Origin of the sequence: Vibrio sp. CK2-1 (assembly GCF_021726515.1) — a bacterium.
Lineage (GTDB): Bacteria > Pseudomonadota > Gammaproteobacteria > Enterobacterales > Vibrionaceae > Vibrio.
In genome coordinates, this window is sequence record NZ_JAKKCJ010000004.1 from 269285 (window position 1) to 294590 (window position 25306).

A 25306-nucleotide genomic window follows, 5' to 3' on the forward strand; every position below is an offset into this window, starting at 1 on the left:
CCCAACACAGGTTTGGCATCAACCTTTATTGTGCAATTATTTCTATTTTTAGCGCTTTAGTTCTAAATTGAGCTGATAGTAGCCAAAAATATGCGTAAAAAAACAAGCTATATCGGTTTTAGTCGCGCTACAATGAAGATAATTAAGCCTAAGTGATTTGGCTATAAATGAGAGTGATTAAGGGGGAGTGGTGAATTTTCGACTGTTATGTACCAGCATTTTAGCAACAAGTTTTTTAGCGGGTTGCTCCACAATTGGTGGAGATCGCACTTCAGTGAAATCTGCACAAGATGTCAATGATCATATGACGTTTAAGCAAGATCCTATAACTCGTAGTATGGATTTACAGACCGATTCCTATTGGGCTAAATGTGAATCGGAATGGGATGGCTTGGGCTATCGTTACCGTACATCTGTTTATGCCAGTGGTAATCAGCAGACTCAACTTTATATCCGTTTGAAATCTTCTCAAGGCGCTTACGGCATAGAAAGAGCATTTGATGATAATGGTGAACATTACCCATTAGAGCTTTATAAGCCAGAAAATAAATCCGATTCAGTCGTATATGAAAACTTTGCTTTGAATATTTCCCCTGAACAATTAAAAGCCGCCAGTAAAGCCCCTGTGGTGATGCATTTAAAAGGTAAGCAGCACGATTGTACCTTTACCGTTGAACAACCTGTCAGCTATGCGTTTTCTTTAAACCTAGATGAATTAATGAAACAAGTGGATGAGGCTAAAGCGAAAGAATAACGAAGTTCGATTTTCGGCCGCTTTGCTACTCGTTACTCGATAAAGAAGAAAGCGAAGTACTAGAAGACAAAGCATTAAAAAAGGTGAACCAATAATTGGCTCACCTTTTTATTTACTTTCGAGTTTCCGAGAAGCGAAGCGCTCTAGATTCGCTAACCGAGTATCAACAAATCACTTTAACCGCTAAACCACCTTGCGAGGTCTCACGGTACTTAGCATTCATATCTTTACCTGTCTCTAGCATGGTTTCGATAACTTTATCTAAAGATACACGAGGCTCAGAAGAACGACGTAGTGCCATACGAGTGGAGTTAATCGCTTTAACCGCAGCAATACCATTACGCTCGATACAAGGTACTTGTACTTGTCCCGCGACAGGGTCACAAGTTAAGCCAAGATTGTGTTCCATGCCAATTTCTGCCGCCATACACACTTGCTCTGGGCTACCACCTAGTAACTCAGCAAGGCCAGCTGCTGCCATTGAACAAGCAACACCCACTTCACCTTGGCAACCAACTTCCGCGCCAGAAATAGAAGCGTTTTGCTTATACAAGCCACCAATTGCGCCAGAAGCGGCGAAGTAGCGGATATAGTCTTTTTCGGTTACTGGCTGAATGAATTTATCGTAATAGGCGAGTACCGCTGGAATAATGCCACATGCACCATTGGTTGGCGCTGTAACCACTCGGCCACCCGCAGCATTTTCTTCATTGACCGCAAAGGCATACATATTTACCCAATCGATTACCGCCATAGGATCGGTAGAAGTATTAGATGATGTCATTAACTGCTGACGCAATGCTGCCGCACGGCGAGGGACACGCAATGGACCTGGCAAAATACCTTCAGTGCTCATACCTTTTTCCATACATTCACGCATGGTTGACCAAATGTTGGCGAAATAGGTACACACTTCTTCTTTAGAGTATTGAGCACTTTCGTTTTTCATCACTAAAGTACTGATCGACAGACCATGTTCTTTACACAAAGAAACAAGCTCAGTTGCAGTATTAAACTCGTAAGGCACCTGATAGCTTGATTCGACTTTTTTACCAAAGTTTTCTTCATCAACAATAAAACCACCACCGATAGAGTAGTAAGTCTTAGTGTAAACCACTTCATCGCCAATCCAGGCGTGTAAAGTCATGCCATTTTCATGCAATGAAAGGTTGGTCTTTTGGAAGTTCATGCCACCGTCTTTTGGAAAATCAACAGTGTGACTGTCCATCCCAACCGGTAAGCGTTCTGTTTGTTCAACACGAGCCATGAAGCTCGGGATTGAGTCAATATCTACGTGTTCTGGCGTGTTACCTGCCAGACCCATAATGATAGCGATATCAGTATGGTGACCTTTCCCTGTCAGTGATAATGAACCGTAAACATCGACAGTAATTTTTGTAATATCACGCAGCTTACCTTGCTCTGTAAGATCATCGATAAACTGTTTACCGGCTTTCATAGGACCAACCGTGTGAGAACTGGATGGGCCAACACCAATTTTGTAGATATCAAAAACACTGATCATGTTATTACCTCTGATAAGCCCCTTAGGATTAAGAGGCTTTAAGTTTTCTATTGCTGTTTATGTAGAGTAGCTTTGCTATTTTATTTCTGAAACTTTGTATTGATTAGCTAAATTATAGCCTAGTTTGCTATATCTCTAGAACCATAGCTCAAAAGGAGCCGTAGATTACAGAAGTAATCGCTGCAACACCACAAATAGCTGTAAAGATTTGTGCAAAAGATGAGGTCTTGAACTTCGCCATTGCAGGCACTTTACGCATCGCATAAACCGGCATAATAAACAGGATTGCCGCAATCATTGGCGCGCCCATAGATTCGATCATACCTAGGATGCTTGGGTTGATGATTGAAATGACCCATGTAGTTAACACAATAAACAGTAATGAAACTTTGTTAGCCTTTGTTTCAGACGCTTTTGAACGAGATTTCACTAGACCTACTAAGCCTTCATGAGCACCAAGGAAGTGACCAAAGTAGCTTGAAGTGATGGCAGCAAAAGCCACGATAGGGCCTAGATATGAAATCATTGGCGAAGAGTGAATGTTGGCTAAGTAAGACAATACGCTGATGTTTTGCGCTTGCGCTTCACCTAGTTGTTCTGGTGTTAAAGAAAGTACAACAGAGAATACAAAAAACATCACGAACGCCATCAACATTGTTGCTGCACCGCCAGTGATCATGTCAGTTTTCTTCACCGCATTGTCACCATAAACACGACGTTGCTCTTTAGCAAACTGGCTGATGATAGGGCTATGGTTGAATGAGAACACAATAATTGGGATCGCTAACCAAATGATTTTTGGCATTTCAGCCCAGTTTGGCGTGACTTCAGCCATTGAAGTATTCCACTCAGGGATAAGAAAAACAGATAGCGCTAATAAGATGAACACAAGAGGGTAAACCATCAGTGACGTCACTTTTAGCATTAGCTCTTTGCCAAAGATCACTCCGCAAGTCATCAAGCTAATTAAAGCGCCAGAAAGTAACCAGCGTGGAATTGATTCAAAACCAAGTTGGTTGACTAAGAAAGAATCAACCGTATTCGTAATACCTACGCCATAAATCAGCACGATTGGATAGATCGCAAAGAAATAAGCAAAAGTAATGATTGTGGCGCCAGTTTTACCGAAATGTTCTTCAACGGTATCGGTAATATCTGCATTTGGATTTTTAGCAGATAAAACGAAACGGGCTAAACCTTTGTGAGCAAGCCAAATCATTGGCATGGCAATTAAGGCCAGAATAACCAATGGCCAAAAGCCACCAGCACCGGCTTTAATTGGTAGAAATAACACGCCAGCACCTACCGCGGTGCCAAATAAAGATAGTACCCAAGAAAAATCTTGGTAAGTCCATTTAGTCGAAGTTGGAGCACTTTCGACTGCAGCATTAATGGTTTTCGTATTCATTGTTAATTCTCTTAAAAGTTGGGAACAGGAAGAATTGGCGTGGATTATGCTGATCTTGAGGGATAAAAATAGGATCAATATCACTTTATTTGCGGAATAAGTTACAAGTGTTTCATAACATGCGCTGTGTCACGAAAAAACTGCGCTTCAGATTAAATAAACTTATCCGAAAGAGTGAAAGTTCTTATGTGAAACTGAAGGTTGCTTAAATGGTGAGCAGCCGTTAAAGCAAACGACTTATCTATGAGGTTGGAAATATGAAAATTAATTCACTTATAAAAATAAGGGTAATGGTGAATTAAACAGCAGAATGCAGAAGTGCCTGCTGTTGCAGATTGGATTGAGAAGCTATCTGGCTATCAATTGATGATGGGGAATAACTTGCTAGATCTTTGATAGACAGCTGGGATTGCAAAGCTTGAATGATTTGCGCAGTGACGCCCCATATAAAATGCTTTTGATAGTTGATGGCAAAGATACGATGCGCAGATCCTTTAATTTGCATCTTTTTACTGTAAAGATTATCGGGGTTAAATAAGTAAGTCGCAGGTACTTCAAAAATATAATCGACTTCATTTTTATCTATGGTGCTTTGATAGCCATCGTCAACAAAGGCAATGAAAGGGGTGACATTAAAGCGGCTAATGGTAGTGAGTTCTGGTAGTTGGCCAAAAATGTTGACTTGGCTAGGATGTAAGCCAATTTCTTCGTGTGCTTCTCTTATCGCTGTATCGGCAAGTGAATGATCAAAAAATTCGAATTTACCACCGGGAAAGCTAATCTGTCCCGGATGGTTTTTTAAATGGGAAGCCCGTTTCGTCAGTATGACCGACAAACCTTCAGGGCGATCGACACAAGGAATCAAAACCGCCGCTTTTCTTAACTTCTCAGGATCTAGATGAGCCACTCGTAATAAGCTCTCAGGCTGATATCTAGCAGGAATGTTTAATGAAAACTGACGCAATAACTCTTCTTTTTTCATAAACATTCCTTGTCGTCGGTTTTTCTGTGTTTACAGATTACAGGCTAGATAACGTTGGCAAAATCCGGCTGACTTTATCGAGCGTTTCTTGGTATTCCGATTCCGCTTCGCTATCGGCAACAATACCACCGCCAGCCCAAGCATAAAGGTGCTGCTGGTATGCTACTAAAGTTCTGATTGTGATATTGGTGTCCATGCGGCCACAACGGCTGATGTAACCAATACTTCCACAATAAGCATTACGGCGGTGAGGCTCTAATTCTTCAATGATTTCCATCGCACGAATTTTTGGCGCACCAGTAATCGAGCCACCAGGAAAACAGGCGCGGAGTAAATCGCTACCGCATTGATCTTTATCGAGTATAGCACGGATAGTACTGACTAAATGGTGCACTGCGGGGAAGCTTTCAATAGCAAATAGCTCAGGAACAGTGACCGAACCGGGTTTGGCGACACGACCAATATCATTACGTAGTAGATCGACAATCATCAAGTTTTCCGCTTGATCTTTCTCAGCGTTCTTAAGTTGTTCGGCTAATTGCTTGTCTTGTTCTGCATCTTTTGAACGTGGGCGAGTGCCTTTGATTGGCTTAGTTTCAATCACGTTTTGATTGAGTTCGTTTTTATTAAGTTCTAAGAAGCGTTCAGGCGAAATACTGATTAATGTGGTTTCATCGGTTCGGATAAACGCAGAAAAAGGCGCGTGATTAGATTGTTCCAGCGCTTGGTAGGCTAACCATTCTGAGCCTTGATATTGAGCATTAAAGCGTTGCGCTAGGTTGATTTGATAGCAATCTCCCGAGCGTAGGTACTCTTGAATAGCGTTGAATTTTTCAATATACGACGCTTTGGTCATATTCGATTGCCAGTCAGAGCTCAATGCAAACGCTTTGCTCGGTAGGCTTTGCTGTGATTCTAACCAAGCTTGATGTTGCTCGATATTCTGCCCGACGAAATAAGCTTGTTTTAATTGATGATCAACGATAAATGCCCATTCATATAAACCAATCGCCATGTCCGCGGTGGGAATGTCGTGTTCTGCCAAAGAGGGCATCTGTTCGACACGACGACCTAGATCATAACCAAAGTAACCTAAAGCGCCGCCAATGAAAGGAACGTCATCGATGCTTGGTTGTGCCGGCAGTAATTGTTGCTGGTAGTGAGCAAGTAGTGTGAATGGATCATCTTCAGATTTTTGAATTTGCAACTCGCTGGTATCCGTCTTTTGATAAATACTCGTGATACTGCCATGGGTAAGCAACTTGGCAATTGGGTTAGCCACTAAAATATCGTAGCGATTATTGGGGTGGCCGTCTGCGGCTGAGCGTAACAGCATTGCCCAAGGTAGATGCTCGATGGCAGCAAAATAATGCTTAGCTAAGCCTTCCGCGTAAGGAATGTGTTTAATCTTTATACGGTCTTGGAGTGTGCTTGAGTTGTTTTGAGTCATATTGGAATTATTTTGCTTTTTCATTCTATAAAGTGTGACAAAGGTTCAATCGTTACGTGGCATCGAATGCTGAGCGAGAGTATCATAATTCCAGATTAAGCAATGTATGTGAATCGGTAATTGATTGGTTTAGTTAAAATCCCGCCCAAACAAGGATTTGTTGGTTATCAGGGTGACACTGTCACTGTTATGACTATCCACTATCGCCAGTCTTTATCCAATTATAATAATGTAATGTGTAGAGGCATGTATGACCGTCATTCGTAAGCAAGATGTGATCAGCAGTGTGGCTGACGCTCTCCAATATATTTCGTACTACCATCCAATGGATTTTATTCAGGCGCTTGAAAAGGCCTATCACAAGGAAGAGAGCCAAGCCGCGAAAGATGCGATTGCTCAAATCTTAATTAACTCTCGTATGGCCGCTGAAGGGCACCGTCCGATTTGCCAAGATACCGGCATTGTGACGTGTTTTGTCAATATTGGTATGGATGTTCGTTGGGATGAAACGGATATGACGGTTCAGCAAATGGTCGATGAAGGCATTCGCCAAGCTTATACCAACCCTGATAACCCATTGCGCGCTTCTGTGCTTTCTGATCCGGCGGGCAAGCGTATCAACACCAAAGATAACACGCCGGGTGTGGTACACATCAACATGGTGCCGGGTAATAAAGTAGAGATTCAAATCGCGGCAAAAGGCGGCGGCTCTGAAAATAAAACCAAAATGGTGATGCTAAACCCATCCGATGATATTGCAGAGTGGGTAGAGAAAACCTTACCAGCAATGGGCGCGGGTTGGTGTCCACCGGGTATGCTAGGCATAGGCATTGGTGGTACGGCTGAAAAAGCGGCGGTACTGGCAAAAGAATCTTTGATGGAACACATTGATATCCATGAATTGATTGAACGCGGCCCACAAAATGCGGAAGAAGAATTACGTTTAGATATCTTCAACCGAGTGAATAAATTGGGTATTGGAGCGCAAGGTCTTGGCGGTTTAACAACTGTTGTGGATGTGAAAATTAAAACTGCGCCAACACACGCCGCTTCTAAACCTGTTTGCTTAATTCCAAACTGTGCAGCAACTCGTCACGTACATTTCACGCTGGATGGTTCTGGCCCTGCAGAATTAACACCACCAAAATTAGAAGATTGGCCTCAAATTACTTGGGAAGCCGGCGAAAATACTCGTCGAGTGAACCTAGATACTATTACTAAAGAAGACGTTCTTCAGTGGCGCACTGGTGAAACGGTATTGCTATCTGGCAAAATCTTAACTGGTCGTGATGCAGCACATAAACGTATTCAAGGTATGCTACAAAGCGGCGAAGGTTTGCCAGAAGGTGTCGACCTTAAAAACAAATTCATCTACTACGTTGGCCCAGTTGATGCGGTAGGTGATGAAGTGGTTGGCCCAGCAGGCCCGACAACCTCAACGCGTATGGATAAATTCACCGATATGATGCTAGAAGAAACCGGCATTATGGGAATGATTGGTAAAGCAGAGCGTGGTGCAGATACCGTAGAATCCATCAAGAAACATCAGTCTGTTTATCTCATGGCCGTCGGTGGCGCAGCTTATTTGGTGGCGAAAGCGATTAAGAAAGCACGCGTGGTCGCGTTTGAAGATCTTGGTATGGAAGCGATTTATGAGTTTGAAGTCGAAGATATGCCAGTTACCGTCGCGGTCGATTCAACTGGTGCGAATGCTCACCAAATCGGTCCTGATACTTGGAAAGTAAAAATTGCTGAAATGGAAAAGTAATGAAGTAGCACAAGGCGCGTAGGAAAGTGCGGCGCTTTGTGTCTTTATCGCTTAAATTTGCTCAGCAATGGAAAAATTTTCTGACTAATGGCGCTAAATTGATTATAGTTTCATTAATAGAAAGTATAACAGGCTGAATATTTAGGAGATTTTATGCCACGTTTTGTACAGATTTTGCAGATCTTAATTGCTGTAGTAGTGGGTGGATACGTTGGTGTTCAGATGATCCTACACGGGATTGCGATTTTTGACACAAGCAATAACTGGTTTGCAGTAATGACAGTGGTACTTGGTTTATTGTTAGAGTTATCTTTATTTATCATCTATAAATTGATAGAAGAAGATTAACGGCATTTAAACCGAATCGTTAAAATTCATAAAGGCTCGTATTGATGAAATACGGGCCTTTTGTTTTTCGTGTATTTTCTTTTTGATACTTTTCTTTTTAATAAACGTGTTTTTGGTAAAGATGAAGTCAATGTAAGCGGCTGAAGATATTGATTTTAACGAAATATGATATGATCTAACCAATTAAATGAATCATGCTTTGGTATGTGGAGTGGTAAATGAAAATCAAACAAGAAGTGAACGATCTCGTTAAGCGTAGCTTAGACCGACACTTGCGTCTCGCGGTGACAGGGCTTTCACGTGCGGGTAAAACTGCCTTTATCACTTCCTTGGTTAATCAGCTTTTAAATAGCTCAACTCAAGATAACTTGCCGCTATTTGAGCCTAGTCGTAATAAGCAATTACTTGGTGCGAAGCGTATTCCGCAAACCAATTTAATGGTGCCAAGATTTGACTACGATCTTGCCATTGAACAACTGCATTCAACACCACCCAAATGGCCAGTACCTACTCGTGATGTGAGCGAAATTCGTCTCGCGATTCGTTTTAAGCCGAAAAAGGGCGCGCGACGTTTAATTAAAAGCACTTCAACATTGTATCTCGATATCGTGGACTATCCCGGCGAATGGTTACTCGATCTGCCTTTATTGGATATGAGCTTTGAGCAATGGTCACAAAGCCAACTTGAATTATTAAGAGGCGAAAAGGCGGGCAGTGAATTACGTTCGAAGTTGGCGAAAGAATGGTTATTGAAGTTGAATCATTTCGATAGTCTCGCAACCGCCAATGAAAACCGTGTTGCTGAGCTAGCCAGATCTTATACCGACTACCTACACGCTTGTAAGGATGCAGGTTTGCATTGGGTTCAACCGGGTCGCTTTGTTCTACCGGGTGAACTGGTTGGCGCGCCAGTACTGCAATTCTTCCCTGTTGAACTGGAAATGGATGAACATGGCAAGCCGCTAAAAGAAATTAAACGAAATTCAGCTTATGCAATGCTGCGATCTCGTTTTAACGAATACAAAAAGAAAATCGTTAAAAGCTTTTATCAAGAACACTTTGCCTCGTTTGATCGCCAAATCGTGCTAGTGGATTGCTTGCAGCCTTTAAACTCTGGATATGATTCTTTCATGGACATGAGTGGGGCTATCAGCCAATTGATGCAAAGCTTTAAATACGGTCGTAACTCGATATTAAAGCGTTTGTTCTCAGCCAAAATAGACAAAGTGATGTTTGCGGCCACCAAAGCCGATCACGTCACGCCAGATCAACACATCAATATGGTGTCTTTGCTGCAACAACTGGTACATGAAGCTTGGCAGCATGTGTCTTATGAAGGCATCGATATGGAATGTGTCAGCCTAGCTTCAATTCAAGCTACTATGCCCGGTTATGCTTCATCTGGTGATAAGACTTTCCAAGCAGTTAAAGGCACTACACTGGAAGAAGAAACGCTGACCTTATTTCCCGGTGAAGTGCCGCCAAAACTGCCACAAAAAGACTACTGGCAAGGTAATGGTTTTGAGTTCTATGAATTTAGGCCATTAAAAATACCTCATGACCAAGCATTACCGCATATTCGTATGGATAAGGTGTTGCAGTTCTTGTTAGGGGATAAATTACGATGAGCGATTACAAAAACAAAATTATCTTCAATAGTGATAAAGAGGGCGAAGCACAGCAAAATAAAGCTAAGCCTTCCGATTCAAAATTAGACTACCAACAAGAAACATTGGATGCGTTAAATTCAGATCCTGCTTACCAGCAATCGGCTGACCAACAGCGGGCTTACCAGAAAATGGGCGCAAAAGTAAAATTTGATGACGCCACTGAATTTGTGCCTATGTCGCAAGCTCAACTAGATATGGCTGAAGAGACGAGCGTAGAAGATGAAATGGTCAATATCATTCGTCCTCGCTCTAAACGCCGCTGGTTAATGACCGGTGGTGTACTTGCTTTTACCGGCCTAGTTGGTTGGCAAAGCGTGCATAATGTTCTGCAAGCCTACCAACAATCGGATTGGTTAACACTAGGCTGGACAGGCTTTATCGCGGCATTAGCATCACTGGGTATTGCCGCTACGGTCAAAGAGTTATGGAAACTACGTAGACTTCGTAAACAACTGAGTAGCCAAGAACTGGCAATGGATTTAATTCATTCGCATAAAACTGGCAATGCCAAACCATTTTGTGAAGACCTTGCTTCGCAGGCTGGCGTGACGCTTGAACATGCTGGCTATGATCGTTGGGTTAAAACGGTGAACGATAACCATAACGATGCCGATGTGATTGAGCTATATGATGACATGGTGATTGCACTGCAAGACAAGCAAGCAAAAAAAGTCGTAGCCAGTTATTCAACTGAATCTGCGGTGTTGGTCGCGTTAAGTCCGCTTGCGATTGCCGACATGCTACTGGTCGCTTGGCGTAACTTCAAAATGATTGATGAGCTAGGCAAAATCTACGGGGTTGAACTCGGTTACTGGTCTCGCATTCGCTTGCTTAAACTCGTGTTCATCAACATGGCTGCCGCAGGCGCGAGTGAACTAGCGGTGGATGTTGGCACTAACATGATGTCGTTAAGCGTTGCAGGCAAGATCTCAACTCGTGCCGCGCAAGGGATTGGCGTTGGTTTATTGACTGGCCGTTTAGGGATTAAAGCGATGGCGTTACTTCGTCCTCTACCGTGGCGCAAAGATAAAGCGGTGCGGCTGGGTGAAATTCGTAAGCTTGTGGTTGGGCGAGTGATAGGAAAAACCGAGCAGAAATAGCCGTATTAATAACCACAACGAAATAAACCTTAAAAAGACTAGGGCTCAGATAACAGAATCTGGCCCTAATCATCTAATTTCTTGACGAATTACCGGCCTTCCTACACACTACTGTCAACTTTTCGTGACACCTTTTCAGGAATAGAACCGTGCGTTTAGAAGTCCTTTGCCAAGACCGCCTTGGTCTTACTCGTGAACTGCTAGATATCCTAGTTTCTAAAAATATCGACTTACGTGGCATTGAGTTGAGTACTCGTGGCATTCACATCGGCGATCCCGGGATCATCTACTTAAATTGTCCTGATGTTGAATTTGGAACTTTTAGTGGTTTGATGGCGCAAATTCGTCAAATCGAAGGCGTGACCGATGTTCGTAAAATTCCATTTATGCCAAGTGAACGCGAAAGCACCGAGCTAAATGCGATTCTAGATACACTGCCTGATCCGGTAATTTCGATAAACCTGAAAGGGGATATTGAAATGGCGAACTTCTGCGCGCTGGCGTTGTTTAAAGTTACCGTCAAAGAAATTCAAACCTACAGCATTTTTCATTACATCCCGAAACTAAAATCCGCACCTTGGTTTAAAGCGTTAGCCAGCGGTGAAGTAAAACCTAAGCAGGGTAAGTTTGATGAAGGTCTACTGCGCTACCGCGATAAAATCACCATCGAAGGCTTAAACTACCTAATGGATGTGATGCCGGTAATGATCCACAGTGATTCGGGTGAAGCGATTCTTGCCAGTGCTGTGATCATGCTAAAACCTATTGTGCATTCAGAAACCAAACTAACGGCTGTACCAGATTACAACCCACTTGGCTTTGAGCATTTTGTTGGTGTATCGAATCACCATCAACGTTTGGTGTCTCAGGCGAAAAAACTAGCCATGCTAGACCAGCCGTTATTGATTGAAGGTGAGACCGGTACTGGTAAAGAAATGCTGGCTCGCGCTTGTCATAACCGCTCTCATCGCTCCAATGAACCATTCTTAGTGTTAAGCTGTGCGTCTATGCCAGATGATGCGGCAGAAACCGAATTGTTTGGTAATGCACCGGGCGCGTTTAATAACGACATTGGTCATAAAGGTATTTTTGAACAAGCCGATAAAGGCACGGTTTTTCTTGATGAAATAGGCGAAATGAGCCCACATCTACAGATCAAACTCCTGCGCTTCTTGCAAGATGGCTCATTCCGTCGAGTAGGTGAAGAAAATGAAATGCACGTCGATGTACGTGTGATTGCTTCGACTAAACAAACATTGTCACAACTCACCCAATCAGGCTCATTTCGTGAAGATTTGTACTACCGTTTAAACGTATTGAATTTAAGCATTCCATCTTTACGTGAGCGTAGTAGTGACGTATTGCCGCTGGTGGATATGTTTGTCGCCAAATATGCTCAGCAGCTTGGATTAAAAGTGCCTAGTTATGATGAACAACTCATCGAGCAGCTAACGCTATATCCTTGGCCGGGTAACATTCGTCAGCTAGAAAACTCCGTGCTGCGCGCGATGACCCAACTTGATGATGATGTATTGAAGTTTGAACACTTCCAACTGCCAACACTGCAAGCAAGCCGTTCCGCATTTGAAACACCATCGGAGAGCTTTACGCTAGATGGTTCACTTGATGAGATGATGCGTAAACATGAAGCGCAAATTTTAGAGCGTTTGTATCAATCGTTCCCATCAAGTCGCAAGTTAGCAAAGCGTTTGGAAGTGTCACACACCTCAATTGCAAATAAGCTACGTGATTATGGAATTCGAAAATCGTAATGAAAACGGATCTCTCTACCTTTGAATTGTTGATTGGCGATAACTTTGAACTTGAAAGCGTTAACGTGCGTCTTATCGGTTCTGGTGATGAGAAGATGATGGCGGATTTTTATAACCAAAATCATCAACATTTAGCCCCTTGGGATCCTATTCGAGGCTCTGAATTTTATACCGTTGAAGGTTGGAAAAGCCGTATTAAACGTTTGAATGATTTTCATCAAATGAATACAGTGTTTAGCTTCATTATTGTTGATAAAGAAGATACTCAAGTACTTGGCACTATTAACTTTACCAATATTTCAGGTTTTCCGATTCATGCTTGCAACCTTGGCTATTCATTATCTGAAACCGCCCAAGGAAAAGGCATTATGACTCATGCTCTGCAAGTGTGTATCCAGTGGATTTTTACACAACAAAATCTACATCGAATTATGGCTGCCTACATGCCCAATAATATTCGTAGTGAGAAAGTACTCGATCGCCTAGGTTTTGAATTTGAAGGTATCGCGAAAGACTATTTATTAATTAATGGCCAGTGGGAAACACATCGCTTAATGTCACTGATAAATTCAGCATGGCGAGCTGAAACATAGAATTGAATAAAGGAGCTAGCGTGGAACGACTTAATAAACAACTAGCATTATTAATGGAACTCGACAAACTGAAAACCGTGTTACGCCGTACTCGTGTAAAAGCGGCAGAAGGGCGTTTAGAAAATACCGCCGAACATAGTTGGCATGTTGCGATGATGGCATTGTTGATGGAAGAACATGCCAATGAGCCAGTAGACATTGCTAAAGTCGTCAAGATGTTGCTACTGCACGATATTGTGGAAATTGATGCTGGTGATACGTTTGTGTACGACACCGCAGCATCACAAGTACAAGAAGAAAATGAATTAAAGGCTGCTCAGCGATTATTTGGTATGTTACCCGACGAACAGGGCGCAGAGCTGATGGCTATTTGGCAAGAGTTTGAACAAGCACAAAGCCCAGAAGCGAAATTTGCCAAAGCGCTCGACCGTTTAATCCCAATGCTGCTGAACTACTATAATAATGGTCAAAGTTGGATGGAGCATGGCGTAACTAAAACCCAAGCGTTAACCGTTAATGCAAAAATTGAATATGGTTCAGAAGCATTGTGGCAAAAAACACAGCAGATCGTCGCTGAAGCAGTAAAAAATGGCTGGTTGAAAGACCAATAAGAAATTAAACAAAGCGAGTTACTATGTCGTATACACCTTTGGAACAATACCAAAGAAAGTGGATTTTCACTCATCAATCTCTTCCTGTGCCAGAAGAAGATTTGGTGCATATCAAACCGATTTCTCAGCAGCGTGCTGCGCAGTTATGGATTGAAAACATTAGCAAACAAAGCCCAGATGCCGACCGTTTAAGCTCTGGCGATTGGCCAAGCAAAGCAAGTAATTGGTCTGATGAAGTCAATTGGTCCGCCGCTTGGGATGCCGATGAACCTGAACTGCCTCAAGCAATCCTAGAGCATATCGACTGGCAAGATGACGTAACGGTCTACTTCTGCTACGAAAAATACAACATCATAGAAACCAAGTGGTCAATTTTCAAAAAGCATTGGAAGAACTTCTTATTCTTCGATGATGGCCCGATTCTAATAGGCCGCCGACGTTCTGAAGCCTTATGGTTCAACACCAATGGCACAGTAAAGTTAGGTCAACGTACTGAGTAAAAGATAAACCTATAATTGATTAAAGCTGCCAATGGCGGCTTTTTTTGTGCTCTAAGAGTTTTAATTATCAATGTATTAGTAAAAGGTGACAAAGTAATATTGAGTGTGAGATCTGAAAATAAAAGATGGATGTTTGTAAGCCATTTGGACTTTCAGGTAGTGTGAGTTAAATCTAAACCGCATCACACATGGAATAGCATGCATAAGCTAAAGGTTTTCCAACAAAGCAATATTGATCATTTACATCAGATTATTAATGACTACCCATTCGCAACATTAATTGTCAGCACTGATTCTGGCATAGAAGTGGATCATTTGCCGATGATTTTGACTATTGATGATGGAATTGCGAGTCTTCAAGGGCATATTGCCAAAGCGAACCCTCTTGCTAAATTAGTTAATGATGAAACCAAATCAACCATCATTTTCCACGGCCCCAATTGTTATATATCTCCAAACTACTACCCAACCAAGAAAGAAAATGGCAAAGCAGTGCCAACATGGAATTATATTGTTGTACATGTCACCGGCGAGATTAAATGTATCCATGACAACGATTGGAAGTTGGATTTCTTAAATAGGCTAACGGATAAGCATGAATCTAACTCTGATGAACCTTGGTCTATTTCTGATGCACCTCAAGAATATATTGAGAAAATGCTACCAGTGATTGTTGGCTTGGAAGTACAAATTGAATCGATAGAAGGTAAGTGGAAAGTGAGCCAAGATAAGCCGGAAATCAATCAACAAGGCGTTGTCGATGGCCTACAAGCAATAGGGCATAGTGATATGCAAGCTTGGGTTCAAAAGTTTATTGTTTCTGGTTAATTTCCTCTTACCTATTTGAACCAAAGAAGCACCAGTGACAATTGAGTTGTGATAGCTAAGGGGAAGGCTGGATACACAGTAGCTTTTTGATGTTATATATGCGCTTAGGTTTATATCAACATTCACTGGTTATAAACACAGTGCGTTCTTACGAGTTGCAAGTGGTGAACTATACGGATTTTTCCGTCTATTAAATTGTTATGGGAACAAAACTGGGATTGATGTCGAGTTTATTAAAATATGATGCTTAATACTTTCTGGTGTAGAAGAAATTACATTTAAAACCAAAGGATTGGAGTGATAACGTTGTGAGATTTGTTTTAATTGCACTAACACTGAACCATTTCATTTACTTATATTTCGAGCATTTTATCGACGGTATAATGAGCAGTCCCAGCGAAGCAGGTCAAGCTCCTGGATATGGGATGGTTTATTCATTGTTAATCTTTCCCTTCCAACTTTTTCTAGAACTAGTATTTATTGTTGCTTTGCTTTACCAAACTTTAGTAGTTCGTCAATGGAAAGAGAGCATATGGTACTGGTTTCCTTTCTTATTAACGTTGCTTCTGATTTTAGATATTGGGCACTGACTTTGTATGTTCACATAACAAGTTTTTTAAGAGGGATTTGCAACGCGTGGCATTTTTACTCTTACCAAACATCTAATATGTTAGATCTTCTAATATTGAGGCTCCGATGAAATTTCTCCATCAGTATAAAATAAGCATTCTTTTCTGTATCAGCGGTATGTTGTGTTTAATTGCTTATAACATCATCGGTTCATACGTAGATGAGAAAGGGATCTTAATTGAGCCATTTGCGCTCATTCCTTTATTTTGGCTTTTTCAGCTACTGGCGCTGGTGGCTTTGGTTATTACCTTCCTTAGACATAAAAAGACTCTTTAAATCTAGCTTTCATCACTTAAACAAAAAATGCCGCTTCAAATGAAGCGGCATTTTATTGATTCAGTAATATTGGTAGTAATTACTTCTTACGGCAGTACTCAGCAATGATGTACATTGATTGGCCGTTGGCTTTACCAGATACTAATTTAGGGTCATCTGATAAGCTGATACCGCGTACGACAGTACCTTGTTTGATTACTTGAGAAGAACCTTTGATTGGGAGATCTTTAATGATGGTCACGTCGTCGCCTTTTTTAAGCTCTACACCGTTTACGTCACGAGGTTTTTCTTCATCTTCGTCCATGCCAGTTTCGGCCCAGTTCTTGACCTCATCTTCCATGTACATCATATCTAAAAGCTCATTTGCCCAGGTTTCGCCTTTACGAGAAAGGTGGGTCAGTTGACGCCATGCTAGAACTTGTACTTGTGGTACTTGGCTCCACATGCTGTCGTTAAGGCAACGCCAGTGGTTTACATCCATGTCTTCTGGTGACTCAACTTGTGCGCGGCAAGTATCACAAAGCATTGCTGCGTAATCGACTGTGATTTGAGTTTGCGGCGCAACAGCCAAAGGCGCTAATGAAGAAGTTGAAGAGCAAAGCTCACATTTCGATTCGCAACGTTCAAGTAGCGTAGCTTCTGTAGACATAGTGTTTACCTAATTTGGTCAGGGTTTAATTTTGAGCCGCTATTATCCATGTTATCCATAGAATTTAAAGGGGAATGTCTATTTTAGGCCATTTTATGACGTTTAGGTTAATTTACACCTGAAACATTTTAGCTAAGGTCAGTTTCTCTTGTTCAGTTAATACTGGAGAGGAAAAATCGTGAACGGCTTCCATTTCATCTAGGAATTGTTGAACTTTGGCGAGCTGTTTTGGGTTCATTTCTACCATGCGTTCGATAATATTATCCAGCTGTTCAGATGAAGAATCTTGCGAGATCTGCGTTTGATGTGACATTGGAGTTTGCATAGGGTCCATCCTTAAAATCGATATTATTTGAGAGTGTCGGGAAATGTAGCCAAAGCGACCGACTAATAAGAGTTATATCAACAATTATGGACGGATTGTTTAATTTGTGTAAAATTGGCGCCAAATATTCCATTGGAATGAGAAAGGGTAATATGAGTAAGTTAATTTTTTGGATTGTATTGATTGGCGTTGGTGTTGGTATCGGCATTAATTACCAAGATGAAATTTTAGATATGCTGAATATGCGCGATATGGAAAATCTTTATGACCATATTGAAGATGCTGCAGATAGTGTTCAAAACGGTACGGATTCTTTATCAGATACCGTTAGTGAATTAGCTGAATAACGCAGATAGTTTTAGCAATCTGTTGAACAAAAAAATAGCCCGCATTGATTGCGGGCTATTTTTTGTTGGAAATCAATTAACGCTTAACGGCGGAATAACCGTAGCTTTCGATAAGTTGCTGCCCTTCTTTTGATAGCACGTAGTCTAAAAACTTCTCTGCACGCTCTTCTAGGTGATCCTTTTTATATATGATCAAGAAAGGGCGAGCTAACTTGTATTTACCGTTGGCAATGTTTTCTTGCGTCGGTTTAATACCTTCTAATTCTACTGCTTTAATCGAACGATCAATTGACCCCATTGAAACAAACCCGATGGCTTGTGGGTTATTGTTAATCAGCGTTTTCATCATACCGTTGCTGTTTACAACTAAACTTTTAGCATTAATGTTAGAAACACTTTGTCCATTGATGACTTTGGTTAAACCTAGTTGTGTTTCAAAGCTATAACGAGAACCTGATGATGCTTCACGAGTGACAACCGCAATCGCTTGATCTGCGCCGCCCACTTCTTTCCAGTTTTTTATTTCACCTAGGTAAATTTTAGCCAGTTGATCGCGCGTTAGGCTTTGAACTGGGTTTTGAATGTTGGTGGCAACCGCAATGCCATCATGGGCAATTGGTACAATAGCAACTTGTTCGTTCGCTTCTGCTTCTGTTAGGTAGCGAGAACTCATACCAAAATCTGCCACGCCTTTTTCAGCAAGCACAATCCCAGCCGTCGAATCGACACCTTGAACGGCAATGTAATCTTCCGGGTGGGCTTGGTTATATTTTTCGGCTAGTACATCCATAACTCGTGTAACGGACGTAGAACCAGAGACAACAATTTGTTTGGCCTGAACAGCGGAAACAAAGAGTACTGAAGATAAAAGGGTAGCCAGTAAAGCTCGAAACATGTAGTTCTCCAATATGATTAACGGCAGTAAAACTTGCAGTCATTCTATGTCGTTTGTGTGACAGTTTTGTGACTGAAATATTCCAATACTCACTATTTAATTAAGGGTAAAAATAACGTGAAATTCTGATGAGTGATTTATACTCATAGTGGAGGTCTACTATGATCAATGAATTAGATTGGCGTCGATTACTTAAGCGCTGCGAACAACTCTGTCATTATCGAAATGGCAGTGTGCCTGTTGGTCAAGGGAAAGCTTGTTTTGATAGTGATGAAGCCACTAAAGTTTTGATTTTTTCTAATGCGGTCTTTTCGGTTGATTCACTGCATTGCAGCCACACTATTGAAGTTGCTAAGTTAGATTACGATGAAAACCATGAAATGTGGGAGTTGTATATTAATAGCGCTGAAGATGCTTCGTTGGCCGAGCCTGAATGGTTGCCACATCCGGTTCATTTTGCTCATGCTAATCCGATGATCTTATTATCGGTTATTGAAAAAGATGCGGAAGAATGTATCTGGCGGTAGGGCGTTTTAATAAAGTATATAAAGCAAGAAAAAGGCTACCGCATAACAAATGGGTAGCCTTTAGTTTTTCGATTAGCGCATCAAATTATTCAGAAGCAGCTTCGTCTTGAGTCGGTTCAACGGACTCTGGCAGTGGTGCAAATTTCTGAGTGGGTACCGCTAAGATATTACGGTTATCGATGCTAACGCTTAACAGGCTAACTTCAATCACATCGCCAAGTTTAAACTCAAGGTTACCGTCAATTTCGATAGTGCCTAAATCACGCGATGCTGAAATTCGCTCTTTATTATCGATGATTTTAGAGCAAGGTATAAAGACCGCAGCGCCATTTTCGAGTAAACGAGCACGGGCTCCAGCACGATTAATATCAAAAATTTCAGCTTGGTATTTAGTACCTTTTTCTGGTTCATTGATTAACGTGCGCGCGTATAACCAATCCGAGACATTACGTTCTGCCATGCCATGATAACGACGGCAAAGTGATAACTCCGCACCGACAGTTTCATCTGGCGTTTGCACTGGCGCTTTATCTAAAATGAGCGCTTTCAACATGCGGTGGTTGATCATGTCGCCGTACTTACGAATTGGTGACGTCCAAGTAGCGTAAATATCTAATCCCATTGCAAAGTGTTGCTCGGGTTTATGATTAATTTCACTGTAGGCTTGGAATTTACGAATACGGTTGTCTAGGTATTTCTCATTTTGCGCGGTTAACCAACGGCGTAGGGCGCTGAAACCTTCTAATGTTACAATGCTTTCTTCAGTAAATGGCAATTCACCTTCTGGATTAATCAGTGAAAGCACGTCTTTTACTTTATCTTCTTTAAAGCCTGCGTGAGTGTTGAAAATACCGGATTCGAATTTTTCTTTCAGCACTGTACCAGCACAGATATTCGCGGTGATCATGGATTCTTCAACTAACTTGTTCGCAGTACGACGCATGTCTGCATGAATCGCAATTACATCGTTATCTTCACTCAGTTCAAAGCGGTAGTCTGGACGATCTGGGAATACCACCGCATTGTTTTGACGCCATTCACTGCGCGCTTGTGCAAACTTATGCAGAGTAGAGACTACGTTGGTGATAGTTTCATTTGGCTGCCATTCATCGCAAGCGCCGGTTTCTAACCAATCAGAAACGTGGTCATAAACAAGGCGAGCATGCGATTTGATGTTCGCTGCGAAGAATTGGATATCATTACCAATTACGCCATCTTTGCCTACGGTTACGCTACAGCATAGAGCGGCACGCAGTTCATCTTGCTTCAATGAACATAAATCATCGGCTAGATCACGAGGTAGCATTGGAATATTGCGACCTGGAAGGTAGATAGTGAAGCCGCGCTTTCTTGCTACCGCATCCATATCTGAATCCGGTGTGATGTAGGCGGTAGGATCAGCAATCGCAATCGTCAGTTTGAAATCACCGTTTTCTAATTGCTCTGCATAAAGGGCATCATCCATATCTTTGGTTGATGCGCCATCAATCGTTACGAATGGAGTACTTGTCAGATCAATGCGCTCTAAAGCTTCATCGTCTTTTAATTGCCACTCTTGGCCTTCTTCTAAACCTTGTGGTTCACAATTCGGTAAATCGTTTTGTGCCAGTGTTACCCACCAAGGCGCAATTTTATCATCGGCATCGGTAATTTTTTCTGAGATTTCAACGAAAAAGTTATCTTTGTTAGAATTTTTATCAAGAGGGTGGTCAACAAGGTGTGCAACAACCCAGTCACCATCTTTCAATGTTTCAGGGTTCACTCCTTTGCGCGCTTTCGCTTTTAAAGAGATTTTTTTTAGTTGCGGATGATCTGGCACGACATTTAAGCGGCCTTTGAACAACTTAATGCGAGCAATAAAACGGGTAAGAGAAGCTTCAACCAATTCATCTGGTTCTGCACTTTCTTTATCGTTTTCAGTACGAATAATCGCGATAACCTTGTCACCATGAATACATTTCTTCATAGAAGCGGGTGGGATGAAATAGCTCGTCTTGCTATCCACTTCTAAAAAACCGAATGCTTTATCGGTCGCTTTTACCGTACCTTCTTTTTTAGGCAGGTTTTCTTTCATTTGTTGTTTAAGTTGAGCGAGTAACGGATTGTCTGAAAACATAGAAAATTCTTTATGAGTTTTTTAGGGGATTTATTCTGGTGACACTATAATGATTGCACCAATGGATTACCACTGTATTACTTTAAACAAAGATAAAATGCAGCTTTAAAGTTGTTGCGGTTTGTGTTGAATAATAAAAATGTAACCTTGGTGACGGCTAGACGTCTAAAATTAAAGAGATGGGAGAGTTTTTTATAGAATTTGGCCTGATTAGAACAAAAATGTGATGAAATTCAATTTTTCCTAGCTTTTTTTGTGTTTATCAGGCAGAATGCGCCTCCCTTAATGATGTCCCGAAACAGCTTAAGGCGTTTTCTACCTAGTCCATGATATGTATGGATACTAGATGTTAGGGTAGGTATTAGAGGTAGTAGAGCTTAATGGGACCGAAATTTTCCTTAAATAAGTAGGAACCCCATGTCAGAAAATCAAATCAAATTCGTCGATCTTGATCTAAACGAAAACCTTCTATCTGCACTTAACTCTATGGGCTTTGAAACCCCAACTCCAATTCAAGCTGCATCTATTCCTTTCCTTTTAGAAGGTAAAGATGCACTAGGTAAAGCACAAACCGGTACTGGTAAAACAGCCGCGTTCTCTTTACCAGTTCTAAATAAAATCGATCTAGGTCAACACAAGCCACAAGCCATCGTTATGGCACCCACTCGTGAGCTTGCGATTCAAGTAGCAGCAGAAATCAAAACGCTTGGCCAAAAAATTAAAGGTTTAAAAGTAATCGAAATCTACGGTGGTGCTTCTATCGTTGATCAAATGCGTGCGCTTAAAAATGGCTCACACATTGTTGTTGGTACTCCTGGTCGTGTTAAAGATTTAATCAATCGTCGCACTCTACATCTTGATGAAGTGAAAACTTTCGTTCTTGATGAAGCCGATGAAATGCTAAAAATGGGCTTTGTTGATGATGTAACTTGGATCATGGAACAAGCACCAGAAACAGCACAACGTGTACTATTCTCTGCAACTATGCCTCCGATGGTTAAAACCATTGTTGATCGTTTCCTACGTAACCCAGCTCGTGTTGACGTTGCTGGTGAAAACCGTACTGTTGCTAAAGTTGAGCAGCAATACTGGGTAGTGAAGGGCGTAGAAAAAGACGAAGCAATGACTCGTCTACTTGAAACTGAAGATACTGATGCTTCAATCGTATTCGTTCGTACTCGTCAAGATACTGAGCGTCTATCTGATTGGTTATCTGCTCGCGGCTTTAAGTCTGCAGCATTGCACGGTGATATTCCTCAAGCACAACGTGAACGTACTGTTGATAACATCAAGCGTGGCGTAATTGATATCCTAGTGGCAACAGACGTTGTTGCTCGTGGTCTTGATGTTCCACGTATTACTCACGTATTCAACTACGATATCCCATTCGATACTGAATCATACATCCACCGTATTGGTCGTACTGGCCGTGCTGGACGTACTGGTAAAGCAGTATTGTTGGTTCGTACAAACCAAATTCGTATGCTTCGCACTATTGAGCGTGTGACTAAATCAAGCATGGAAGAAATCCAACTTCCTAACCGCGATAAAGTAGCTGAAGCTCGTCTAGTTAAGCTAAGTGCTGAGCTAGAAGCTGAAAAAACAAATAACTCAATTGCAAACTTTGCAGAGTTAATTGAAAAACTTCAAGCGTCTTTAGAAGTGGATGCAGCAACACTTGCAGCAATTCTTCTTCAACGTCAGCAAGGTAAGCGCCCATTATTCTACACTGGCCCAGATCCAATGATTGAAGCAATTGAGCGTGATAACAAGCGTCGTAAAGAGCGTCGTGAAAACCCACGTGATGCAGGTGGTCGTGACGGTGGTCGTTCATTCGGCGGCACTAAGCAAGATTGGGATACTTACCAATTACAAGTTGGCCGTGACAGCGGTGTTCAAGTGAAAGATATCGTAGGCGCACTTGCTAACGAACTTGGCTTAACTAAGCATTCAATCGGTGCAATCAAACTTGCTCAAGGTCATACGTTTGTTCAGCTTCCTAAAGCAATGACTTCAGAGGTGGCTGGTAAACTTAAGAAATTACGTATTCGTCAGAAAGAAGTTGGCGCAGTAGTGTGTGACTTTGATGACTTCCGTGAATCACGTGGCCCGCGTTCTGGTGGTCCTCGTCGTGACGGCGGTCGTGATGGTGGCGGTTTCCGTGGTCGTGGTGGTGAAGGTCATCGTGGTCGTCGTGAAGGTGGTTCTGGTAATGGTGAGCGTCGTTTCGATCGTAACCGTGGCCCGAAACCAGCTGGTAAGCCAGCACCACGCGGTAACCGTGAAGGTTAAGCTTGATAACTCTTTAAGCTAAAAATACTAAAGCCGAGATAGCATTTGTTATCTCGGCTTTTTTATGTCTGACATTTAATTTAATTACTAAAAGAAATCATCCCTTGTTTTAGATCAAGCAAATCATTTCCCATTGCTGAAACTACCAAAATAAAGTTGAAAGATTAAAAAAATATTGAATAATGTAATGAAACTTACACGCAAACTATAATATAGTGTAGATATCTACAGACCGCACAAAAGAGAAACTCATGTCAAACAAATACGTATTAGTAATCAACTCGGGCAGTTCTTCATTAAAATTCGCTGTCATTGATTCTCAAACAGGTGAGGCCGCTTTAACCGGCTTAGGTGAATGTTTCGGGTTAGAAGACTCAAGAATGAGTTGGAAGTATCAAGGGAATAAACAAGAAGTTTCCATTGTAGGTGAAGAAAATCACCATCAACTAGCAATTAAAAAATTGGTCGATATTGTTAATGAATACAACCTGACCAATGATGTTATTGCGATTGGTCACCGTATTGTTCATGGTGGTGAGAAGTTCACTAAAACGGTTCAGATTGACCAACAAGTATTAAAAGATATCGAATCAGTAAAAGAACTTGCTCCACTTCATGCTCCAGCCAATGTCATTGGTATTAAAGCCGCTCTAGAAGCTTTCCCATCTCTTCCTCAATTCGCTGTATTCGACACCGCTTTCCATCAAACCATGCCACCAAAAGCCTACACAGGCGCGATTGATAAGAAACTATACGATGAGTATGCGATCCGTCGTTATGGCTTCCACGGTACAAGTCACTACTTTGTAAGTCGTGAAGCCGCTAAGATGATCAACAAGCCGGTTGATGAGTGTAGCTTTATCTCTGTTCACTTAGGTAATGGTGCTTCGGTTTGTGCAATTAAAGACGGCAAGAGTGTTGATACTAGTATGGGCTTCACACCACTTGCTGGCCTAATGATGGGTACACGTTGTGGTGATTTAGATCCAGGTATCATCGAGTTCTTGATCAACAAAGGTTGGTCTGCAGAAAAAGTATTCGATACGCTAAACAAAAAATCTGGTTTCCTAGGTGTATCCGGCTTAACTTCTGATGCTCGTGGCGTTTTAGAAGCAATGGAAGAAGGGCATGAAGGGGCTAAACTGGCATTCCAAGTGTTTACTTACCGCGTTGCTAAATACATCGGTTCTTACATGGTGGCATTAGATAACCTAGACGGTATTATCTTTACTGGCGGTATCGGTGAAAACTCACTACCAATTCGTAGTGAAATTCTTAGTTACCTTAAGATCTTCGGTTACAAAGAAAATGCTCAAGCGGATGCTGATGCACGCTTTGGTGAAGAGGGTATTATTACTACTGAAGACTCTCCAGTTGCTATGGTTATCCCAACTAATGAAGAGTTTGTGATTGCTCAAGAATCTGTTGCTTTAATGAAGTAATGATCTGAGGTTGTTGATCTTGAAAGATTAGCAGCCTTAATATTCCAAGATTGAGCCAATAAAAAAGCGAGCTGTGAGGCTCGCTTTTGTGTATCTATTGCTTAGAAAACGAAAAAATTTAATCAGTTCTTCTGTTCAACGACAGTTTTAACTGGTTCATCTTTTAATTTTTCAACATCGTCAGAAAGATTCGATTTTTTATCTGAAACTTTATCTTTAGTGTCAGCGAGATTGTCTTTCTTTTGATCGACTTTACCTGAAACATTAGATTTCGCGTCATCTACTTTATCTTTTGCATTATCTACTGCTTCGTCTTTGGCTTGCTCGGCTGTTTTCTCAGCGTCACAACGACCACTAACACCAACTGTTTTTTCTAACGCAGCATTTTTAGCCGCTTTAGATGCATCACAATCAGGCTTAATCAAACCAGCATGAGCGGTTGACGTTGCGAGTAAAATAAATGGGATCAGAACTTTTAATTTCATCTTTCTATCTCGT

At 41.6% G+C, this 25306-nt stretch carries 23 protein-coding genes and 1 pseudogene; 15 read left to right on the forward strand and 9 right to left on the reverse strand.

Annotation, left to right across the window (positions count from 1 at the left end; genetic code table 11):
* Positions 1-190 precede the first annotated feature (190 nt).
* Complete coding sequence (locus tag L3V25_RS12320) at positions 191-754, forward strand: hypothetical protein (protein WP_237295702.1); 564 nt, start codon at positions 191-193, stop codon at positions 752-754.
* A gap of 163 nt (positions 755-917) precedes the next feature.
* On the opposite strand, the gene L3V25_RS12325 is transcribed toward L3V25_RS12320, so the two are convergent.
* From L3V25_RS12325 to pabB, 4 genes and pseudogenes are all read right to left on the reverse strand, one after another.
* Positions 918-2279, reverse strand: a complete 1362-nt coding sequence (locus L3V25_RS12325) for an L-serine ammonia-lyase (protein ID WP_237295703.1) — start codon at positions 2277-2279, stop codon at positions 918-920.
* A 148-nt stretch (positions 2280-2427) separates the two neighbouring features.
* The gene (locus L3V25_RS12330; protein WP_237295705.1) at positions 2428-3687 is read right to left on the reverse strand and encodes an aromatic amino acid transport family protein; all 1260 of its coding nucleotides are present in this window, start codon (positions 3685-3687) and stop codon (positions 2428-2430) included.
* Positions 3688-4072: 385 nt separating this feature from the next.
* A pseudogene (locus tag L3V25_RS12335) lies at positions 4073-4675 on the reverse strand (CoA pyrophosphatase); the annotation flags it as partial.
* A 31-nt stretch (positions 4676-4706) separates the two neighbouring features.
* A complete protein-coding gene (pabB, locus tag L3V25_RS12340) occupies positions 4707-6143 on the reverse strand; it encodes an aminodeoxychorismate synthase component 1 (protein WP_237295707.1) in 1437 nt (478 codons plus the stop codon).
* A 226-nt stretch (positions 6144-6369) separates the two neighbouring features.
* On the opposite strand from pabB, the gene L3V25_RS12345 reads away from it, so the two are divergent.
* From L3V25_RS12345 to L3V25_RS12390, 10 genes are all read left to right on the forward strand, one after another.
* Positions 6370-7887: a fumarate hydratase gene (locus tag L3V25_RS12345; protein ID WP_089139550.1), complete on the forward strand. Its 1518-nt coding sequence runs from the start codon at positions 6370-6372 to the stop codon at positions 7885-7887.
* A 153-nt stretch (positions 7888-8040) separates the two neighbouring features.
* Positions 8041-8235 (forward strand): hypothetical protein, encoded by a 195-nt coding sequence (locus L3V25_RS12350; RefSeq protein ID WP_089122874.1) that lies wholly within the window; start codon positions 8041-8043, stop codon positions 8233-8235.
* Positions 8236-8453: 218 nt separating this feature from the next.
* Complete coding sequence (locus tag L3V25_RS12355; protein ID WP_237295708.1) at positions 8454-9863, forward strand: YcjX family protein; 1410 nt, start codon at positions 8454-8456, stop codon at positions 9861-9863.
* Positions 9860-11005 carry a TIGR01620 family protein gene (locus L3V25_RS12360; protein WP_237295710.1) on the forward strand — a complete coding sequence of 382 codons (1146 nt, stop codon included), beginning with the start codon at positions 9860-9862 and terminating at the stop codon, positions 11003-11005. The genes L3V25_RS12355 and L3V25_RS12360 overlap by 4 nt, the downstream gene beginning before the upstream one ends.
* A 149-nt stretch (positions 11006-11154) precedes the next feature.
* Positions 11155-12777 carry a transcriptional regulator TyrR gene (tyrR, locus tag L3V25_RS12365; RefSeq protein ID WP_237295712.1) on the forward strand — a complete coding sequence of 541 codons (1623 nt, stop codon included), beginning with the start codon at positions 11155-11157 and terminating at the stop codon, positions 12775-12777.
* Positions 12777-13370: a ribosomal protein S5-alanine N-acetyltransferase gene (gene rimJ, locus L3V25_RS12370; protein ID WP_237295714.1), complete on the forward strand. Its 594-nt coding sequence runs from the start codon at positions 12777-12779 to the stop codon at positions 13368-13370. The genes tyrR and rimJ overlap by 1 nt, the downstream gene beginning before the upstream one ends.
* Before the next feature lie 20 nt (positions 13371-13390).
* Positions 13391-13981, forward strand: a complete 591-nt coding sequence (locus L3V25_RS12375; protein WP_237295715.1) for an HD domain-containing protein — start codon at positions 13391-13393, stop codon at positions 13979-13981.
* A gap of 23 nt (positions 13982-14004) precedes the next feature.
* Positions 14005-14481, forward strand: coding sequence for a DUF2947 domain-containing protein (locus tag L3V25_RS12380; RefSeq protein ID WP_237295717.1), 477 nt, complete (start codon positions 14005-14007; stop codon positions 14479-14481).
* Between the two features lie 198 nt (positions 14482-14679).
* Positions 14680-15309, forward strand: a complete 630-nt coding sequence (locus L3V25_RS12385; protein ID WP_237295718.1) for an FMN-binding negative transcriptional regulator — start codon at positions 14680-14682, stop codon at positions 15307-15309.
* A gap of 747 nt (positions 15310-16056) precedes the next feature.
* Positions 16057-16215, forward strand: a complete 159-nt coding sequence (locus L3V25_RS12390; protein ID WP_346656335.1) for a DUF3955 domain-containing protein — start codon at positions 16057-16059, stop codon at positions 16213-16215.
* Positions 16216-16294: 79 nt separating this feature from the next.
* Here L3V25_RS12390 and L3V25_RS12395 read toward each other — a convergent pair whose 3' ends face one another.
* Positions 16295-16864: a PhnA domain-containing protein gene (locus tag L3V25_RS12395; protein ID WP_192999675.1), complete on the reverse strand. Its 570-nt coding sequence runs from the start codon at positions 16862-16864 to the stop codon at positions 16295-16297.
* A 112-nt stretch (positions 16865-16976) separates the two neighbouring features.
* Positions 16977-17189, reverse strand: coding sequence for a hypothetical protein (locus L3V25_RS12400; RefSeq protein ID WP_237295722.1), 213 nt, complete (start codon positions 17187-17189; stop codon positions 16977-16979).
* Positions 17190-17341: 152 nt separating this feature from the next.
* Here L3V25_RS12400 and L3V25_RS12405 point away from each other — a divergent pair, with 152 nt between their 5' ends.
* On the forward strand, positions 17342-17536 hold the full coding sequence (locus L3V25_RS12405) for a YtxH domain-containing protein (protein ID WP_237295723.1): 195 nt from the start codon (positions 17342-17344) through the stop codon (positions 17534-17536).
* Between the two features lie 76 nt (positions 17537-17612).
* On the opposite strand, the gene L3V25_RS12410 is transcribed toward L3V25_RS12405, so the two are convergent.
* Entirely contained in the window at positions 17613-18431 is an 819-nt protein-coding gene (locus L3V25_RS12410; RefSeq protein ID WP_237295725.1) for a phosphate ABC transporter substrate-binding protein, read from the reverse strand.
* A gap of 161 nt (positions 18432-18592) precedes the next feature.
* On the opposite strand from L3V25_RS12410, the gene L3V25_RS12415 reads away from it, so the two are divergent.
* Positions 18593-18958 carry a DUF3024 domain-containing protein gene (locus L3V25_RS12415; protein WP_237295726.1) on the forward strand — a complete coding sequence of 122 codons (366 nt, stop codon included), beginning with the start codon at positions 18593-18595 and terminating at the stop codon, positions 18956-18958.
* Positions 18959-19043: 85 nt separating this feature from the next.
* On the opposite strand, the gene rnb is transcribed toward L3V25_RS12415, so the two are convergent.
* Complete coding sequence (gene rnb / locus L3V25_RS12420; protein WP_237295728.1) at positions 19044-21074, reverse strand: exoribonuclease II; 2031 nt, start codon at positions 21072-21074, stop codon at positions 19044-19046.
* A gap of 417 nt (positions 21075-21491) precedes the next feature.
* Here rnb and L3V25_RS12425 point away from each other — a divergent pair, with 417 nt between their 5' ends.
* Positions 21492-23366, forward strand: coding sequence for a DEAD/DEAH box helicase (locus L3V25_RS12425; RefSeq protein ID WP_192999668.1), 1875 nt, complete (start codon positions 21492-21494; stop codon positions 23364-23366).
* Between the two features lie 251 nt (positions 23367-23617).
* On the forward strand, positions 23618-24808 hold the full coding sequence (locus L3V25_RS12430; RefSeq protein WP_237295730.1) for an acetate/propionate family kinase: 1191 nt from the start codon (positions 23618-23620) through the stop codon (positions 24806-24808).
* A gap of 122 nt (positions 24809-24930) precedes the next feature.
* Here L3V25_RS12430 and L3V25_RS12435 read toward each other — a convergent pair whose 3' ends face one another.
* Positions 24931-25293 (reverse strand): hypothetical protein, encoded by a 363-nt coding sequence (locus tag L3V25_RS12435; protein WP_237295732.1) that lies wholly within the window; start codon positions 25291-25293, stop codon positions 24931-24933.
* Between the last annotated feature and the right edge of the window lie 13 nt (positions 25294-25306).